This is a genomic window from Rhodanobacter sp. ANJX3 (assembly GCF_014200755.1).
Classification (GTDB): domain Bacteria; phylum Pseudomonadota; class Gammaproteobacteria; order Xanthomonadales; family Rhodanobacteraceae; genus Rhodanobacter.
In genome coordinates this window covers 285,842-303,128 of record NZ_JACHCM010000002.1, presented here as the reverse complement: position 1 = coordinate 303,128, position 17,287 = coordinate 285,842, and the positions used below count along the sequence as shown (strand labels likewise).

The following is a 17,287-nucleotide window of genomic DNA, read 5'->3' as shown; positions in this document are numbered from 1 at the left end:
CGGCGTAGCCGTCCGCCTTGAACGAATGGTTAGATATTTTAACCGAAAATCTTCTCGACTGACGTTGGCTTTCCATCTGACCAATAGAGTGCCAATCCGCCATCAACGAACGATTGCAATGTGGTTCTGGCAAATAAAATGGCTAGAGTCAGGGCCTGCAGAGAGTCGATGCCGCGTATGTCTGGTCCTCGCCGATCAAGCCCGTCAAGAAAAACAGGACAGGCCCAACGCTCTCCGTTGAGCTCTGAATATGGCCTGCCGATCTTGACATGAATCGGAAATTTTCCTTTCTTTGGATGCTCCGCAACCAGTTTGCGTTCGGCGATAAATTCATCAGTGCGATTCATGGGCATCTAACGCTGGAGTTAAGCGGCGGCGAAGCCGTCCGTCTTGAACGAGTGGCTAGGTGAGCTACTTGCGAGCGCCAGTGTCGTAGAGATGCTCGGCACAGTAGGCAACACCTTTGACTGCGTGATGGTTACAGTTTGCCCAAGCACAGCACTCATTTGTTAGGCCCCCACGAGCATTGACAAGAAGTTTCAGTTGGATTGGCTTGAAGTCGAATGAGTCCCACCCCTCAACGGCTGAGACTTTGATAGCGACTTGCACTTGATACTTGTCCCATTCGTCGATGCGCCACAGCTGGCCACAACTTGAGCAGCGACAGAGCTCGACCCAGTTGCCTACAGCCAACTGCACCATAGAACCGACGAACGCTGACGGCTGATAATCGATGTAGACGGCATCTGGCAGGGTGGCGCACAAGCACATGGAGCACCTAACGCTGAAGTTAAGCGGCGGCGAAGCCATCCGCTTTGAACAAGATGTTAGCCCTCTCCCACGAGCGAGCCAATGTAGCCGGCTTGGTCATTTCATTGCCGCTCCAATTGCTTGGCGCACAGGAATGCCAGATGGCTCAAAATCTTGAAGGCAAAGAACATTTATACCGAGGTAGTCAGGCGTGACGCGCTTGCGATGAAACGGGTAGATGCCGCAGACCTTACAGAAGAAGTGACGGGCAGTCTTGGTGTGGAACTGGTACTCGGTGAGCGACTCTTCGCCGGCCAGCAATTTGAACTTGCTCTCGTGAACCTTGACCATCAGGGCATTTTTACGACGGCAGATCGAGCAGTCGCACATGGTGAGTTCCGGGAAGTCGGTTTCGATCTCAAATCGGACGGCGCCACAGTGGCAACTTCCTTCGTATTTCTGAGGTGGGCGACTACCCATCGACTGAATCTCCATGAGAGGGCTAACGCTGGAGTTAAACGGCGCGCGGTACGCGCGTACGCTTGGAAGAGATGTTAGGTCGCCGAATGTAACGCCAGGCAGCTGCTAAAGCGATACTGAAGGTAAGCATGAGTGAAGAGATGATCCAGAACAACAGGCCTGCGAACGGTTCAGGGCCTTTAAAGATATTGGAGTAATAGCTGCTGTCGAAGACAGCCAGAACGTGTGGGAGGAACACAGTCATAATTGGTGTCGGGACAGGAGCCGCCAAAACTGAAAAGGATGAGGCAAGACCCGCAATGGCCCACCCAGAACGCACACCTTTACGACGCATCGAACGAGCTGCGAAGAAAAATGCCAACAAGAACGGGGAGGCAAGAACGGCCCACAGCAGCAATAAAGCCACCGATATTGTCAACGCTTGCAGAAAATAGCCCATGGCGGTCTAGCACCTGAGTTGAGCGGCGGCGGAGCCGTTCGCCTTGAACGAAATGTTAGGCGTTGCCTTTTGCCTTCTGTAATAGATATTCGAGTCCACAGCCACAAACAGCTCCTGCGATGCCCCAAAAATAAGAAACTGGAATGGTGATCATTGCCCACATTTTTGACTCGGGATCAGCCGGGTAAATCCAGGTCATGAACGCGATCACTATTGGAACGAAAATCCCACCCAACGCCATGCTGACAACGGCTCCATTCCCGCGCTTTCGGAGGTAGATGGCCGCCAGCAAGGAGCCAAGAATGCATACAATCAAAACCATCATGTGCTGACACCTTTCCTATGCAGCCTAACTCTGAACTTAAGCGGCGGCGAAGCCGTCCGCCTTGAACGAATGGTTAGGCCTCAGGCGAAACGCCCATTGCCAACTAGAATAAGAGTGACAGCTGCAGCGGCACCAATCGCCAACAAAGTGTCAATGGCCGAAACGGCGTAACCAAGAAATTGGCGCACCTTACTATCTGAGCCTCTTGCGCCCCGAAAAAGTAATACAGCTGCCGGCAAACAGACAAGACAGATTACTTGGGACACGAGCAATGTGGTGATTCCGTCCAAGCGGGGCAGCGCGCCACGAGCAACGACGATAGAGGTCCCGATAGATCCAACCGTGAGTGCATAACCGAAAGCTAAGAGACGGTTCATGTGAGGCCTAACGCTGGAATTAAGCGGCGGCCGAGCCGCCCGCCTTGAACGATTAGTTAGGCGGCTGCCACATACGTACAACAAAGCTTGCCAAAGTTACGACGAGCAGCGGAAGCAGCAACCAGTGAAGTTGAAGATCTTGAAATGGTGTTATGAAAACAACGGTTCCGTGGCAGTTGTAGTCGACGGTATTTTTGGTTGCCTCGTTTATCGTGCGAGGCGAGGCACAAAGCGTGCTGAGCAAGTAACACCATGCCGCAACAATGCCGACACCCATAACATTGATGATTACAAGTAGAGCGACACGTACTTTTTTCATGGTGCGTCTCGAAACCTAACGCTGGAGTTAAGCGGCGGCGAAGCCGTCCGCCTTGGACGAAATGTTAGGTGTGCAGCATGGAGCCAATGCAAATTATAAGTAGCACAAGGCCAGCAAGGGTAAGACAAAGGATATAAAAAACTTTGTTGCCTTTCTGATCATTTTTTACGTAAGACTCAGGGTTACGCCACTTGTGTACGACAGCCTCCCATTCACGTTGAAGCTCCATCGCGGCCGCGATAAAAAGTGGTAAAAAGCCAAGGAAATATAAAAACTTTGATACGGGAAGATCTGGTTTTTTTGGAGAGAGCCAAATAGTCATTGGCAACGTCACCAGGGTCAAAGCCGCAATTTTCCATTTTGATGCTGTCGACTTCATTCTCTACCTAACGCTTGAGTTAAGCGGTGGCGAAGCCATACGCCTTGAATGATTTGTTAGGCGCTAGGGCGCCCGAATTCTTGTAGCAGCACTTCATCAGCCTGCGTACCTGCGAGCTTTGTAAGCTGTGCCGCTTGGGCCGTCCGCTTTTTGTACTCGGGTGAGTAGTCTGCTTTCCAAGTGGCCAGATCAATGCACCTGCTGCGTATGGAATATGCCAGATTTGCTGCTGATGACTGAAGTACTTGATCATTAGGACTAGTAGCGAGCGCAGCTACGAGCGCATCGAATCTTTGATCTAGTTCGGGTGATGCTTCCTGATAACGCATATTTCGCAGCCTAATGCTGGAGTTAAGCGGCGGCGAAGCCGTCCGTCTTGAACGAGTTGTTAGCGACCAACTGGGGGAGCCCAACCTTCTTGTCTTAATTGTGCATGCATATTGTCCAAATCGTAGATGTGAACCATGAGCTTGCCATTTGTCGTTGTGCCGTTGAGCCCCATATAGGACACGCCGCCGGTATCTTTGAACTCGACAACCTGCATGCCGTCGTGAAGCATAGGCACTAAGTCGATCGTTCTTTTGGTCCCATCCGAGAGTGTTACGTTCTTGGAATAATGGCCATTGAACTCGTCAGCGAACACGAAATTCTTCTTGACCTCGTCTATGGACACGACAAAGTTTTTATGTGTGAGGTCGTTACTTGAGGTAATAACGGCAGTCGCGTTGGCGCGTGGAAGATTTGCTATAAGAACGCCGGCGGCGAAGCTTGCAACTACGAGTGTCAAGCTCTTCAGCATATTTGATTCCACGACATAGCTCCTCTGGTTGCTAACGCTGGAGTTAAGCGGCGGCGCAGCCGTCCGCCTTGAACGATTTGTTAGCGGGGTTGCTTTGGATCTTACCTGGGGCAAAGCAACCGATGATGCAACCCGAGTAAGGGTCCTGACCATCTTCAGTGATTGCCCAATGCCAATCAACAACAGTGGTATCCGTTGGAAACTGGAGCTTCACTCCGTTAGCAAACCGAAGAGTTATGGATGCGTCTGGAGACAGCTGCACGTCAGAAATTGCAGCGCCGAGGCAGGCGGCCAATATCGCGCTCTTGCCAATCAATTCAGGGTTGGCCGTATTGGCCGCCGGGCCGTAAGAGTTAACAAAGGAACTCTCTATGAGTTTCTCGTCGGGGCTACGCACATCCTGGGTCGAGAGTTCAAATCCGTCGAAGTCGAGTCCAAAAGCAGAGGCGACACTGAAGCTCCCATAGAAATTTCCGAGGAGGAGCGCTTGCAGTTGTTCGATTGCTTGCATGGTCGTGGGCACCGCTAACGCTGGAGTTAAGCGGCGGCGAAGCCGTCCGCCTTGAATGATTTGTTAGCTTGCCTTTGCAGCATGCTTGATGAACCGACGCTCGTCCAGCGAGTACCCGACTGCTTGGTAAAACCCGTGTGCAGCAGGACGGTGATCACCGCTTGTAACCTCCATGCGTTTCGCGCCCTTGCCCCATGCCCACTGCTCCGCGGCTGAAACAAGAGCCTTGCCCACACCTTTGCCGTGCGTTGATGGATTGACAGCGAGCGACGTGATGCGGCCGAGCAGCCCAGTTGTGTGAAAGAGCGGAAGCAAGCGCACGCTGACGACGCCCAACATGGAAGTAAGGTCGCTAGCCGAAGCAACGAAGACCGCATCCGTTGAACTGTCGGCGAAGGAGGCAAGACGCTCGGAAACAAGGTTGCACTCTGTGCCGTAACCAAGAGCGGAAAGGCATACAGCGATTTCGGGAGCGTCGACAATCTTGGCATGACGTACTGTCAGATTGCTCATGGTTACGTCACCGATGCTCTGAGAGCTAACGCTTGAGTTAAGCGGCGGCGGAGCCGTCCGCCTTGAACGAGATGTTAGGCCCCACGACCAACGAACCAACGCCCAATGATTGTACCCAGCCCAATGCCGATGATGGCAGCAGGGAGAACCCTGAGGAAGATCAAGTAGCCCGTCAGCGCACCAGCGGCGAAGCCCACGAGACCGTAGGCGGCGGCACGACGACGGACCGAGAGGATGCGAACACGGCTAGCGCTGTTTTTTGCCATGGCAGCCTGTTGAGCTTGCGGCTCCAGTAAAAGAGCGTCAGCGACTGAATTAGCTTGTTCGGAATTCATAGATGTCCCATTAGAGGGCCTAACGCCTGAGTTAAGCCGAGCTGCGAAGCGGCTTCGGCTTGAATGAATTGTTAGGCCGTAACCCGCCAAGGAGGATTCTTGCGATTGTCACCGGCCCAGAATAGGCAGAGTACATTGCCAGACGGGTCATTGAGGCGCGCCTCCCGCCAAAGCCAGCGCTCATCAGTGGGGAGCTGGGTAAAAGTGAACCCAGCAGCGACCAAGCTTTGAACGCGAGCATCTAGATCAGCGCACTCAAAGTACACAACTAAGCCACTTGCGGGATGATCAGCCGCGTGTAACGAAAAAGTGGCGTCTCCATCCGGGCACTCGAAGCGTGCATAGCGGGGCGGCGAGTAGACGATGAGCGTAAAGCCCATGTCTCGGTAGAAATCCACCGAGCGATCGAAGTCAATGACCGGGAGTGTTATCTGGTTGAGGTTCACAAGAGTGCCTGCTTACGGCCTAACGCTGGAGTTAAGCGGCGGCGTAGCCGTCGGCCTTAACGAGTTGTTAGGGCTCACTCGGATCAACTTTTTTGAGTGAGGTCGCAGTTGCTGGCGAAGCGCTGGTTGGCGATTTCGGTGCAGAGTGTCCAAAGCAAGAAGGTGCAACATCAGTCGGACCTTCAGTGCAATAGAAACCGTTTTTGTTGACGCCCAGCTGCAAGCAACCTTCAAGCGCGAAGCCAAACAACAATATGCAAATGGCTTTTGCAACAAAGGTCGAAACTTTTTTCATGGTGTCTGGAGTGAAAGTGGCCAAGGGTTTCGCCGATTGTGTGCAGGGCATACGCTGCGGGGGGCCTAACGCTTGAGTTAAGCGGCGGCGAAGCCGTCCGCCTTGACCGATTTGTTAGCTTGCCTTTGCAGCATGCTTGATGAACCGACGCTCGTCCAGCGAGTACCCGACTGCTTGGTAAAACCCGTGTGCAGCAGGACGGTGATCACCGCTTGTAACCTCCATGCGTTTCGCGCCCTTGCCCCATGCCCACTGCTCCGCGGCTGAAACAAGAGCCTTGCCCACACCTTTGCCGTGCGTTGATGGATTGACAGCGAGCGACGTGATGCGGCCGAGCAGCCCAGTTGTGTGAAAGAGCGGAAGCAAGTGCACGCTGACGACGCCCAACATGGAAGTAAGGTCGCTAGCCGAAGCAACGAAGACCGCATCCGTTGAACTGTCGGCGAAGGAGGCAAGACGCTCGGAAACAAGGCTGCACTCTGTGCCGTAACCAAGAGCGGAAAGGCATACAGCGATTTCGGGAGCGTCGACAATCTTGGCGTGACGTACTGTCAGATTGCTCATGGTTACGTCACCGATGCTCTGAGAGCTAACGCTTGAGTTAAACGGCGGCGGAGCCGTCCGCCTTGAACGAGATGTTAGGCCCCACGACCAACGAACCAACGCCCAATGATTGTACCCAGCCCCATGCCGATGATGGCAGCAGGGAGAACCCTGAGGAAGATCAAGTAGCCCGTCAGCGCACCAGCGGCGAAGCCCACGAGAGCGTAGGCGGCGGTACGACGACGGACCGAGAGGATGCGAACACGGCTAGCGCTGTTTTTTGCCACGGCAGCCTGTTGAGCTTGCGGCTCCAGTAAAAGAGCGTCAGCGACTGAATTAGCTTGTTCGGAATTCATAGATGTCCCATTAGAGGGCCTAACGCCTGAGTTAAGCCGAGCTGCGAAGCGGCTTCGGCTTGAATGAATTGTTAGGCCGTAACCCGCCAAGGAGGATTCTTGCGATTGTCACCGGCCCAGAATAGGCAGAGTACATTGCCAGACGGGTCATTGAGGCGCGCCTCCCGCCAAAGCCAGCGCTCATCAGTGGGGAGCTGGGTAAAAGTGAACCCAGCAGCGACCAAGCTTTGAACGCGAGCATCTAGATCAGCGCACTCAAAGTACACAACTAAGCCACTTGCGGGATGATCAGCCGCGTGTAACGAAAAAGTGGCGTCTCCATCCGGGCACTCAAAGCGTGCATAGCGGGGCGGCGAGTGGACGATGAGCGTAAAGCCCATGTCTCGGTAGAAATCCACCGAGCGATCGAAGTCAATGACCGGGAGTGTTATCTGGTTGAGGTTCACAAGAGTGCCTGCTTACGGCCTAACGCTGGAGTTAAGCGGCGGCGAAGCCGTCCGCCTTGAACGAGTTGTTAGATGTTACGTCTGTGCCTACCGAAACCACCATACGAACCAGCGAATGAACAGGCCGCTCCACCACGCACCGCAAGCTAGGGTTGCTGCCAGAAACGACCAAAGAGGCACAAGACCGCCTTTGTAACTGGGTGCAGCGGAGTGTAAGAGCCAAGCGTAAGAGACTGCCAGGATGACGACGAGTGCAACGCCGACTAGCCATTGCCAAGGCTTGACGGAGAAAGTGGGCTTACCTCGGAGCGGCGTGCCAAACCGTACCTGGCGTGTGGTCCGAACGAGGGCGAGGCCTGCAAATATCGCGAGGATGCCGGTGCTCGTAATTATGAAATTGTGCTGACCGTAAAACATGCAGAAGGCTGCGAAACATAGCAATAGCGCCTGAATGGCAAACAATAGTGCGACCTTGAGCTTCTTGGGCGGGACCATAGTTGCGATGCTCCGTGCATCAAACATCTAACGCTGGAGTTGAGCGGCGGCGAAGCCGTCCGCCTCGAATGAATTGTTAGGCGGCACAGTCGGGGTGGCGCCACCTGCACTAGGCATTACGTGGTTAAAAGGTTCGACTGTAATCCCAGCAGCCTGCAGACGATCATGCGCGATTTTGGAGCGATTGATCTTGTTGAGTCGATCTGTTTCAGCACGCGTGAGGAGCGCAAGCTTAAAGTGTGCCTGTACAAAGGTTGCAAAATCTTCGTCGCTCACGCCGGCCACAACTTGCTCGATTGCAAGCCAAGTCAGTGCTCGATGTGGGCTGATGTGCTCAATGAAGACCTGCTCCCCAGCTTGATGAGCAGCCAGAGCTTTGGCAGAGAACAAGGCGTTCGGATGGTTACGCAAGTTGTTTATGTGGTTCAGACCCGGAAAGCACAGCCGAAGACCTAGAAGGTTGAGAATGCGTTCCGCGCTGTGGATTGCACCGCCATTGTCGGTAAAGCCACCCTCCAGCATTTTGTTACGAAGCGCAGCAGCCAACCGAAACATTTCGATCAGCTTTTGCGGTTGATATTTTCCCGGGCTTGCCATTGTCCTGATCCGATTGCGTAGATGTCTTCGTGCCGCCTAACGCTTGAGTTAAGCGGCGGCGTAACCGTCCGCCTTGAACGAAATGTTAGGCGCTTAAACGCCTCGGCACAGCATAAGCGCTGTAAAGGCGAATATGCCGAACTCCAAAACGCCCCAGAAGGCAACAGCGACCGCAAGCCCAACTGACTCCGCCGTGCGGACTGTAAATACCCTCACCAATAACGCGAAGGCTGACAACGCTGTTAGAGCGATAGCCGAAATGAGGATGTAGGCGCCGACGTTGCTACAAGGAGCTGCCCCGATGATCCAGCAAAAACCTATAACAAAGATAGCTGCAGAAGCGAAAAGCATCCACTTTGCCAATGTCTTTAGGAGATTCGACATGCGTCCATTCATGCGAGTTAATGCCTAACGCTTGAGTTAAGCGGCGGCGTAGCCGTCCGCCTTGAACGAATTGTTAGACCGAACTGGACCAAATGGAATCATGTTGTGAGCTCCCGAATTGCCTGACGTACTTTTTTGTCCGGCACCGAGGCCGCGAGTCGCCGCTCGAATGTGACTGTGAACTCCGGTGATGCTTGGCCGGATGAAACAAGAATGATGCCATGACGCAGCTCTTCGATGAGCCGCCAATCCTGATCGGTGATACCTGACCTGTCACTGGATCTTTCACGAGACCATCCATCGGCGTCACCGCCGAACAATTGATACGTCGCGATTTTTGCCAATGTGAGCATGCTATGGAGCGCGGTCTAACGCCTGAGTTAAGCCGAACCACGAAGTGGCTTCGGCTTGAACGAACTGTTAGGCGTCAACTTTGGCAAATGTGTACATGTGCACAGAGTCGTTGCCGTGGACCGACATGTGGACAAGATGGAAATGATCTTCTCCAAGTAGACGGATCTCATGCGCATTGAGCAGCCTTATGACCTTATGGGTCCAAGCCACGACGTTAGTTAACGCCGCCGAGTAATCGAGTGTAGGGCGGAAAGGGTTTCGCGTGTGGAGAAGGTCGCCGCACCGGCCATGTGCTTCGAGGAGTTCGTCTTTTGTAAGGAAGCCGTCGAGTAGCGGCTCGTGAGTGCGTACACCGCCTGCGTCGGGTTCGCCTTCGCGAATTGGCGTTGGATAGAAGCGCGGGTTGAGGCGCTCAAGGTCTCTAATGATCTCGCTGGGCTTCCAGTGCTTCTCAAAGCGGAGCGACTGCTGTTGAAACAGCTCCTTGTTCGCCGCGAGCGAGGCGAGCGCGATCGTTTCCAAGGTCATGCGGAGCTGTAAGGCCGCAGTCTCGACACGCGGAGGTCCGTTCAACGCTAGGCGGCCGTCATTGCAGGCAAGAATAACGTCTACACGACGCTTGACCTGCTCCATCGCCGTTATGTAAGGCCGGGTATCTGTGATCTCCATTTGACGCCTAACGCCTGAGTTAAGCGGCGCCGGAGGCGTCCGCCTTGAACGAAATGTTAGCTGGCACGAGTATAGCCTGCGGAAAGAGCAGACCACCGAAGCCAAGATGGGAATGGCCTGCCAGCAAGGAATGCCCAGAAAACCGCGTTGACCTGTGCAGCAAGAAACCACTCGTTGCTCGCAAGCGCCACGTTGCCTGCGCTGAAGGAGAGAGTTGTGCCGTCTGGGAACGGAACGACTGGAGTTGCTTGAGCACCACGATGATGACGCCCAGCGGCATCGCGCCACTCGATGAAGAATAAGCCAGGGCCACCAGCAGCTTGGACGTATGCCCCGTCTGCGGAGGTGAGCGCAGAAAACGACGACCTCGTGAGCGAGATTGAGCGCGCTACTTGAGCCTCCGTAGGAGCCTCAATGGGCTTGCAGTTCTCTCGGGTAAAGATCATGGCTGCCCTGCCGGCTAACGCTGGAGTTAAGCGGCGGCGAAGCCGTCCGCCTTGAACGAGTTGTTAGGCCACCCACCCGCACCACTTGTTCAATAGATCGGCAAACCCCCAGATAACTGTGCCAGCAGCTCCGATTGATGGCCCAAGAACCCCCACCGCGTAGCGGGATTTGAGCTCAATGACTAACCAAGGAGGAATGGGCCGGTTGCTCTGAATGTAGCCTTGCGGATCCAGCTGGTTAAAACCATTTGCCAAAATGATATTTGGCTTTGGATCTTGCCCCATGAGGCTGGATCGAGACAGAAACGCGATACTTATGCCGACGAGGATGGCCCCTGAACGCGCAAGCCAAGTGAAGTCGTGTACCAAGATGCTGCAACCTAAGCCGAACGCAATGGCGGCTACGGCTAAAGTGAGTAGAAAACCATTGCTTGTAAGAACTTTTCGCATAGGAGCCTAACGCTGGAGTTAAGCGGCGGCGTAGCCGTCCGCCTTGAACGAATTGTTAGAGCGCATGCGTTATTGCTTAACCGTCATGTCAATTTCGATCGGCATGATGCGGTTACCAAAGCTTTCTGGCAACGCCGGAAATGCAGCGCGCTCGAAGCCACTCGCAAAACATGCAGACATTTTTGTTTTTGGCCGTACTTCCACGCGCGAAAGAGCACGGCTTGGCAAAATGTCGGCGACTAATGTAAATGTCGTGACGTCAGGTCTGGTGCCATCGGGGAAGCATCGCCGCATGACGGTAGCCGTATAACTTCCTACCTGTTGCCATAGCAAGGGCTGATAGGCCTTTCCGGAGGATGACGCCTCTACGACCTTGGCTTCATGCACTCTTGTAGCGAATGAATCTGCTGCGACTGCATTACTTGCTAAAAAGATGAAAGCTACAAGTACGAGAGTTATTTTCATTGCGCTCTAACGCCTGAGTTAAGCCGAGCTGCGAAGCGGCTTCGGCTTGAATGAATTGTTAGGCCGTAACCCGCCAAGGAGGATTCTTGCGATTGTCACCGGCCCAGAATAGGCAGAGTACATTGCCAGACGGGTCATTGAGGCGCGCCTCCCGCCAAAGCCAGCGCTCATCAGTGGGGAGCTGGGTAAAAGTGAACCCAGCAGCGACCAAGCTTTGAACGCGAGCATCTAGATCAGCGCACTCAAAGTACACAACTAAGCCACTTGCGGGATGATCAGCCGCGTGTAACGAAAAAGTGGCGTCTCCATCCGGGCACTCAAAGCGTGCATAGCGGTGCGGCGAGTGGACAATGAGCGTAAAGCCCATGTCTCGGTAGAAATCCACCGCGCGATCGAAGTCAATGACCGGGAGTGTTATCTGGTTGAGGTTCACAAGAGTGCCTGCTTACGGCCTAACGCTGGAGTTAAGCGGCGGCGGCGCCGTCCGCCTTGAACGAATTGTTAGGCTTCGACCGCCACAATTATTTTCTCCTCGGAATATCTACGCCATAAGCGCGCTCGCTGCCTTCGACCACAACAAGGTAGCTCAGAAATGTGCCAGGAAAGCCGAATAGGAACGACAAAATTCGCCAGCCGGCGCTATGGCTGTTTTGAGCACGCATGCCGGCATAGCTGAGGTTCGCAAGAATCCAAATCGCTGATGCGCCTGTTTGACTTGCTGCATCCTGAGCCTGCGCCCCAACCTCCGCCGCCTTGACGCTGAAGGATGCAACCAAAAGGACGGTAGACGTAATGCTTTTCTTGATGATCATGGATATCCCCATACCGACGGGCCTAACGCTGGGGTTAAGCGGTGGCGAAGCCGTCCGCCTCGAGCAAATTGTTAGACATCGGCGGCGTCCGAACTCTGTGTTGGTGTCGAAGACGAAGGATTTGGATACCCGAATACAGCCAAGAAGGGCGAAAAGCGTATTAGTACCAATCCCACAGCGATGTGTAGACAGCCTTGTAGGAAAAAGCCGAATGGCTGGGTATACGCGGGTGTGTAGTAGCCGTGCATGACATTGAAGGCTGCAAGGAAGTGCTCAAGACCCAGAACGAAGTTCCAAGCGCCGATAACTCTCAATGCAAGGCAAAACCACTGGAACGATGTCATAGAACTCTCCCTGTCGATGTCTAACGCTGGAGTTAAGCGGCGGCGGAGCCGTCCGCCTTGAACGACTGGTTAGGGCGACCGCCCAGAAAGAACACGCCAGTTTTTGCACTAAGGAGCGCCCACGCGTTGATAGCAATTCCCAAAGTATTGCGTATGACATTGGCCCAAAGCTTGGGTGCCGCCTCGGCCGGCAATGATGCACCAGATGAAACGAGAAGAGTCAAGCTTTGGAAGCCAAGGATGCCAAAAAATATCAAAGCGGCAGCCAACATGAGCCAGCGAGCGAATTGAACCCGGAACAATGCAAGTACAGAAGCGAGGATGAGGAGACCGGCTGTGCCAAGGGCAAGCAACGTTGTTGAGAGCCCTGGCCTGATGCTCTCGGGTATATTTGGATTTGAGCTGAGCAGAAGAAACGCTACAGCTGCAACGCTGATAGCCGCAACGAGAATATTCATGATCGCCGCGACCCAAAGTCTTTTAGGACGCGTAAGTTCTGTGACAGTCATTGTCTGATGAGCCCTAACGCCGGAGTTAAGCGACGGCGAAGCCGCCCGCCTTGGACGAATGGTTAGGATTGCACACGGCAAGACTCTGGTGAAGAGATAGCGGCCACCCATGCGCCCGCGGCATTGGCACATCCGTGTGCGGCACAGATCTTACGCATGTGCTCAATCGCGGCGGCCACGGCGTGCTCAGTCCGCTCGATCGTTGAGGCCTAGCGCGGCGGGCGGGCGCCGAGCACCACCAGCACTTCCTGCGCGCTGCGGATGCGTTCGGTGGCGCCGGGTAGATCCAGCGTAATTTTCAATTTGTCCTGGCCGTCGAGTTTGTACACGCGGGGCAGGCGCTGGATCAGCTTGATGATGGTCAGCGGGTCGACCTCGGGGTTTTCGCGGAACACGATGCGGCCGCCGTTGGCGCCGAAGTCGAGCTTGCGGATGCCGAGTGGGGTGGCCATCAGTTTGATCGTGGCGACGGCGAACAGCTGCTTGGTCGGGTCGGGCAGCAGGCCGAAGCGATCGATCATTTCCACCTGCAGGTCGCGCAGTTCCTCCTCGCTGCGCGCGCTGGCGATGCGCTTGTACAGGGTCAGCCGCGCGTGCACGTCGGGCAGGTAATCGTCGGGGATCAGCGCGGGCAGGTGCAGTTCGACTTCGGTTTCGTGTTCGCTGCTGAGATCGAAGTCGGGCACCTTGCCGGACTTCAGCGCGCGCACGGCGCGATCGAGCAGCTCGGTGTACAGGCCGAAACCGATTTCCTGGATCTGGCCGGACTGCTCGTCGCCCAGCAGTTCGCCCGCGCCACGGATTTCCAGATCGTGCGTGGCCAGGGTGAAGCCGGCGCCGAGTTCTTCCAGCGAGGCCAGCGCTTCGAGTCGCTTCTGCGCATCGGCGGTGATCGACTTGCGGTCGGGCACCACGAGATAGGCGTAGGCGCGATGGTGCGAACGGCCGACGCGACCGCGCAGCTGATGCAGCTGCGCTAGGCCGAAGCGATCGGCGCGATTGATGATGATGGTGTTGGCGGTGGGAATGTCGATGCCGGTTTCGATGATGGTGGTGCACACCAGCACGTTGAAACGCTGGCGGTGAAAGTCCGCCATCACGCCTTCCAGCTCGCGCTCCGGCATCTGGCCGTGGGCGATACGGATACGCGCCTCGGGCACCAGCTCTTCGAGTTCGCGCACGGTGCGCTCGATGCTTTCGACCTCGTTGTGCAGAAAGTACACCTGGCCGCCGCGCGACAGCTCGCGCTGCAGCGCTTCGCGGATGGTGGCCGGATCCCACGCCGCGATGAAGGTGCGCACGGCGGTGCGGTGGGCCGGCGGCGTGGCGATCAACGACAGATCGCGCAGCCCGGCCATCGCCATGTTCAGGGTGCGCGGAATCGGCGTGGCGGTCATGGTGAGCAGGTCGACTTCGGCGCGCAGTTTTTTCAACTGCTCCTTCTGGCGCACGCCGAAGCGCTGTTCCTCGTCGACGATCACCAAGCCGAGATTTTTGAACTTGATGTCCGGCTGCAGCAGCTTGTGCGTGCCGACGATCACGTCGATCTGGCCATCGGCCAGACGCTTCAGCGCCTCGTTCACTTCCTTGCTCGAGCGGAAGCGCGACAGCACGTCGACGCGCACCGGCCAGTCGGCGAAGCGGTCGGCGAAGTTGCGGTAGTGCTGCTGCGCCAGCAGCGTGGTCGGTACCAGCACGGCGACCTGCTTGCCGGCGGTGGCGGTGGCGAAGGCGGCGCGCAGGGCGACCTCGGTCTTGCCGAAACCGACGTCGCCGCAGATCACGCGATCCATCGCGCGCGGCGCGGCCAGATCGTTGAGCACGGATTCGATCGCGGTTTCCTGATCGGGCGTTTCCTCGAACGGAAAGCTGGCGCCGAATTCCTCGACCAACTGCCGATCGATCGGCAGCGATTCGCCGCCGCGCGCCTGCCGCTGCGCGTAGATCGCCAATAGTTCGGCGGCCACGTCGCGAACCTTTTCCGCGGCCTTCTTGCGCGCGCGCTCCCACGCGTCGCCGCCGAGCGAATGCAGCGGTGCCAGCTCGGGCGCAGTGCCCGAGTAGCGGCTGACCAAGCCGAGCTGCGCCACCGGCACATACAGCTTGTCGCCCTTGGCGTATTCGATGGTGAGGAACTCGCCGTCCATGCCGCCGACGTCCATCGACACCAGGCCCTGATAGCGGCCGACGCCGTGATCGACGTGCACGATCGGCGCACCGAGGGTGAGCTCGGTGAGATCGCGGATGATGCTTTCCGGATCGCGCGCGGTGCCGCGTCGTCGTTTGCGGTCGCGCTCGCTGCGCACGCGCTCGCCGTAGAGCTCGCGCTCGGTGAGCACGGTGAGCGCCGGCTTGTTGAGCGCGAAGCCTTGTTCCATGCCGGCGATGACGATGCCGAAGCGCGCCTCGCTGGCGTCGTTGAGAAAGCTCGACCAGCTGTCGGTGTTCGACGGCTTCATGCCCGCAGTAGCGAGCGTTTCGATCAGCGCCTCGCGCCGGCCGGCCGAGTCGGCGGCGATCAGCACGCGGCCCTTGTAGCTCTGCATGAAGTGCTGCAGCGAGGTGCCGGGCTCTTCGCCCTTGCGGTTGAGCGGTACGTCCGGCGCCGGCTGCGTGCCGGTGTTCACGGCGTGCTCGTGATCGGCCGCGACCACTTCCACGCGCAGGCGCTTGTTGAGCTGCTCGCGCAGCGCGTCGGGCGGCAGGTAGATTTCCGCCGGCGGCAGCACCGGCCGTTCGATGTCGTGCGCGCGCTGGTCGTAGCGCTCGCCGGTCTGCGCCCAGAACTGATCGGCCGCCTCGCCGACGCCTTCGCCCAGCACGAACAGCGCATCGTCGGCGAGATAGTCGAACAGGGTGGCGGTTTGTTTGAAGAACAGCGGCAGGTAGTACTCGATGCCGCCGGGCGTCACGCCTTCCTTCATGTCCTGGTACAGCGGGCAGCGGCGCACGTCGATCGGGAAGCGTTCGCGCAGGTTGTTGCGGAAATCCTTGGCGGCCGCGTCGGTGAGCGGAAACTCGCGCGCCGGCAACAGCTCGATCTTTTCCACCTGCTGCTGCGAGCGCTGGGTTTCCGGATCGAAGCTGCGGATCGATTCCACCTCGTCGTCGAACAGCTCGATGCGGTACGGCTCGTTGCTGCCCATCGGGAAAATGTCGATCAGCGCGCCGCGTACGGCGAAGTCGCCGGGCTCGGCCACCTGCGGCACGTTGCGATAGCCGGAGGCCTCCAGCCGCCGCTGCTCGGCGATGATGTCGAGCTTCTGGCCCTTGCTCAGCATCAGCCCGGCGCCGGTGATGTGGGCACGCGGCGCGATGCGCTGCATCAGCGTGGCTACCGGCACCACCAGCACGCCGCGCTTCACGCTGGGCAGCTGGTACAGCGTGGCGATGCGCTGCGAGACCACCTCCGGATGCGGGCTGAACGCGTCGTACGGCAGCGTTTCCCAATCGGGGAAGTGCAGCACCGGCAGGCCGCCGGCAAAGAGTTTCAGCTCGGCCTCCAGCGCATGCGCACGCTGGGTGTCGCGCGTCACGGCCACCAGCAGGCCCGGATGTTCGCGCGCCGACTCGGCGATCAGCAGCGCGCGCGCCGAGCCGTGCGGCGGCGACCAGTAACGGCGCTGCTTGGGCGTGGTGGGAAGGGGAGGATGCGGGATCAAAACGGGCATATCGGCGTCGGCACGTAAACCACTTGTTCGGGACGCGACCGGCAGGTCGCCTCGGGTAAGCGGACAAGTGTAACGTGCCGATGGCAGATGGCTGAGTCGCGGTGGACGGATGCGGGTAAACGCCGCAGAGCGGGCGCTTTCTAGATCAGGCGCAGTACGATCTGCGCCACGCCCGGCTCGTTGTCCATCCGGCGACGGACGAAACCCAGCGCCTTGCACAGATCGAGCATCGGCCGGTTTTCCAGCAGCACGTAGCCCCAGATTTCGGCGAGGCCGCGGCGGCGGCAGTCGTCGACCAGCCGCTGCATCAGCAGGGCGCCGAGGCCGAGCCGGGTCCAGTCTTTTTCCACCAGCACGGAGAACTCGGCGCTGTCGGCCGCTTCGTCGACATAGATACGGCCGACACCGCGGATTTCGCCGGGCACCACGGTCTCGTCCACCAGCACCAGCGCGGTCTCGATGCTCGGGTCGATCTGGCACAGGCGCTGCGCCATCGGCGTGGGCAGCTCGGACATGGCGTGCAGAAAGCGGCGGCGCACGTCTTCGGGCGACAGCCGCAGAAAGCAGCGCTGCAGGGCTTCGATATCGTTGGGCCGGATACTGCGCAGGTGCAGCTTGCGGCCGTCCTGGATGGACACCAGCTCGCCGGAGGTCTCCGGCACCAGGCGCGGCGCAAAGCGTTCGCGCGCGGGCGGGCGCAGCGAGGCTTCGTCGGGCGGCAGGGAAAAGTCGATGGCAGGTAGCGGCAGCATATCCGTACTCTAGCGTATTTGGTGCG

General features: G+C 57.3%; 24 protein-coding genes. All 24 read right to left on the bottom strand.

Features of this window, described 5'->3' with window-relative positions:
- Positions 1-38: 38 nt before the first annotated feature.
- Complete coding sequence (locus HDE76_RS06075) at positions 39-347, bottom strand: hypothetical protein (RefSeq protein ID WP_184506025.1); 309 nt, start codon at positions 345-347, stop codon at positions 39-41.
- A gap of 520 nt (positions 348-867) precedes the next feature.
- Positions 868-1,230, bottom strand: a complete 363-nt coding sequence (locus tag HDE76_RS06070; protein WP_179480116.1) for a GFA family protein — start codon at positions 1,228-1,230, stop codon at positions 868-870.
- Positions 1,231-1,264: 34 nt separating this feature from the next.
- A complete protein-coding gene (locus HDE76_RS06065; RefSeq protein ID WP_184506023.1) occupies positions 1,265-1,669 on the bottom strand; it encodes a hypothetical protein in 405 nt (134 codons plus the stop codon).
- Between the two features lie 55 nt (positions 1,670-1,724).
- Positions 1,725-1,994 (bottom strand): hypothetical protein, encoded by a 270-nt coding sequence (locus tag HDE76_RS06060; RefSeq protein WP_179480120.1) that lies wholly within the window; start codon positions 1,992-1,994, stop codon positions 1,725-1,727.
- Between the two features lie 429 nt (positions 1,995-2,423).
- A complete protein-coding gene (locus HDE76_RS06055) occupies positions 2,424-2,690 on the bottom strand; it encodes a hypothetical protein (protein ID WP_179480122.1) in 267 nt (88 codons plus the stop codon).
- Positions 2,691-2,754: 64 nt separating this feature from the next.
- On the bottom strand, positions 2,755-3,069 hold the full coding sequence (locus tag HDE76_RS06050) for a hypothetical protein (RefSeq protein WP_179480124.1): 315 nt from the start codon (positions 3,067-3,069) through the stop codon (positions 2,755-2,757).
- Between the two features lie 388 nt (positions 3,070-3,457).
- Entirely contained in the window at positions 3,458-3,868 is a 411-nt protein-coding gene (locus tag HDE76_RS06045) for a hypothetical protein (protein WP_179480126.1), read from the bottom strand.
- A gap of 43 nt (positions 3,869-3,911) precedes the next feature.
- Positions 3,912-4,379 carry a hypothetical protein gene (locus HDE76_RS06040; RefSeq protein WP_179480128.1) on the bottom strand — a complete coding sequence of 156 codons (468 nt, stop codon included), beginning with the start codon at positions 4,377-4,379 and terminating at the stop codon, positions 3,912-3,914.
- 63 nt (positions 4,380-4,442) lie between these two features.
- The gene (locus HDE76_RS06035) at positions 4,443-4,892 is read right to left on the bottom strand and encodes a GNAT family N-acetyltransferase (protein WP_179480129.1); all 450 of its coding nucleotides are present in this window, start codon (positions 4,890-4,892) and stop codon (positions 4,443-4,445) included.
- Positions 4,893-4,966: 74 nt separating this feature from the next.
- Positions 4,967-5,227 carry a hypothetical protein gene (locus HDE76_RS06030; protein WP_184506021.1) on the bottom strand — a complete coding sequence of 87 codons (261 nt, stop codon included), beginning with the start codon at positions 5,225-5,227 and terminating at the stop codon, positions 4,967-4,969.
- 71 nt (positions 5,228-5,298) lie between these two features.
- Positions 5,299-5,673 (bottom strand): VOC family protein, encoded by a 375-nt coding sequence (locus tag HDE76_RS06025; protein WP_184506019.1) that lies wholly within the window; start codon positions 5,671-5,673, stop codon positions 5,299-5,301.
- Between the two features lie 67 nt (positions 5,674-5,740).
- Positions 5,741-5,992 carry a hypothetical protein gene (locus HDE76_RS06020; RefSeq protein WP_184506017.1) on the bottom strand — a complete coding sequence of 84 codons (252 nt, stop codon included), beginning with the start codon at positions 5,990-5,992 and terminating at the stop codon, positions 5,741-5,743.
- Positions 5,993-6,082: 90 nt separating this feature from the next.
- The gene (locus tag HDE76_RS06015) at positions 6,083-6,532 is read right to left on the bottom strand and encodes a GNAT family N-acetyltransferase (protein ID WP_184506015.1); all 450 of its coding nucleotides are present in this window, start codon (positions 6,530-6,532) and stop codon (positions 6,083-6,085) included.
- A gap of 74 nt (positions 6,533-6,606) precedes the next feature.
- Positions 6,607-6,867 carry a hypothetical protein gene (locus HDE76_RS06010; RefSeq protein WP_184506013.1) on the bottom strand — a complete coding sequence of 87 codons (261 nt, stop codon included), beginning with the start codon at positions 6,865-6,867 and terminating at the stop codon, positions 6,607-6,609.
- A 71-nt stretch (positions 6,868-6,938) separates the two neighbouring features.
- The gene (locus tag HDE76_RS06005) at positions 6,939-7,313 is read right to left on the bottom strand and encodes a VOC family protein (protein WP_179480133.1); all 375 of its coding nucleotides are present in this window, start codon (positions 7,311-7,313) and stop codon (positions 6,939-6,941) included.
- A 522-nt stretch (positions 7,314-7,835) separates the two neighbouring features.
- Positions 7,836-8,405 carry a hypothetical protein gene (locus tag HDE76_RS06000; RefSeq protein WP_184506011.1) on the bottom strand — a complete coding sequence of 190 codons (570 nt, stop codon included), beginning with the start codon at positions 8,403-8,405 and terminating at the stop codon, positions 7,836-7,838.
- A gap of 482 nt (positions 8,406-8,887) precedes the next feature.
- On the bottom strand, positions 8,888-9,142 hold the full coding sequence (locus tag HDE76_RS05995) for a hypothetical protein (protein WP_184506009.1): 255 nt from the start codon (positions 9,140-9,142) through the stop codon (positions 8,888-8,890).
- Between the two features lie 67 nt (positions 9,143-9,209).
- Positions 9,210-9,812: a hypothetical protein gene (locus tag HDE76_RS05990; protein WP_184506007.1), complete on the bottom strand. Its 603-nt coding sequence runs from the start codon at positions 9,810-9,812 to the stop codon at positions 9,210-9,212.
- 965 nt (positions 9,813-10,777) lie between these two features.
- The gene (locus HDE76_RS05985) at positions 10,778-11,173 is read right to left on the bottom strand and encodes a hypothetical protein (protein ID WP_184506005.1); all 396 of its coding nucleotides are present in this window, start codon (positions 11,171-11,173) and stop codon (positions 10,778-10,780) included.
- A 58-nt stretch (positions 11,174-11,231) separates the two neighbouring features.
- Positions 11,232-11,606 (bottom strand): VOC family protein, encoded by a 375-nt coding sequence (locus HDE76_RS05980; RefSeq protein WP_184506003.1) that lies wholly within the window; start codon positions 11,604-11,606, stop codon positions 11,232-11,234.
- Between the two features lie 88 nt (positions 11,607-11,694).
- Complete coding sequence (locus tag HDE76_RS05975) at positions 11,695-11,985, bottom strand: hypothetical protein (RefSeq protein WP_184506001.1); 291 nt, start codon at positions 11,983-11,985, stop codon at positions 11,695-11,697.
- Between the two features lie 376 nt (positions 11,986-12,361).
- A complete protein-coding gene (locus tag HDE76_RS05970) occupies positions 12,362-12,787 on the bottom strand; it encodes a hypothetical protein (protein ID WP_184505999.1) in 426 nt (141 codons plus the stop codon).
- A 260-nt stretch (positions 12,788-13,047) separates the two neighbouring features.
- Complete coding sequence (gene mfd, locus HDE76_RS05965) at positions 13,048-16,509, bottom strand: transcription-repair coupling factor (RefSeq protein ID WP_184505997.1); 3,462 nt, start codon at positions 16,507-16,509, stop codon at positions 13,048-13,050.
- 140 nt (positions 16,510-16,649) lie between these two features.
- Positions 16,650-17,261, bottom strand: coding sequence for a GNAT family N-acetyltransferase (locus HDE76_RS05960; protein WP_184505995.1), 612 nt, complete (start codon positions 17,259-17,261; stop codon positions 16,650-16,652).
- Between the last annotated feature and the right edge of the window lie 26 nt (positions 17,262-17,287).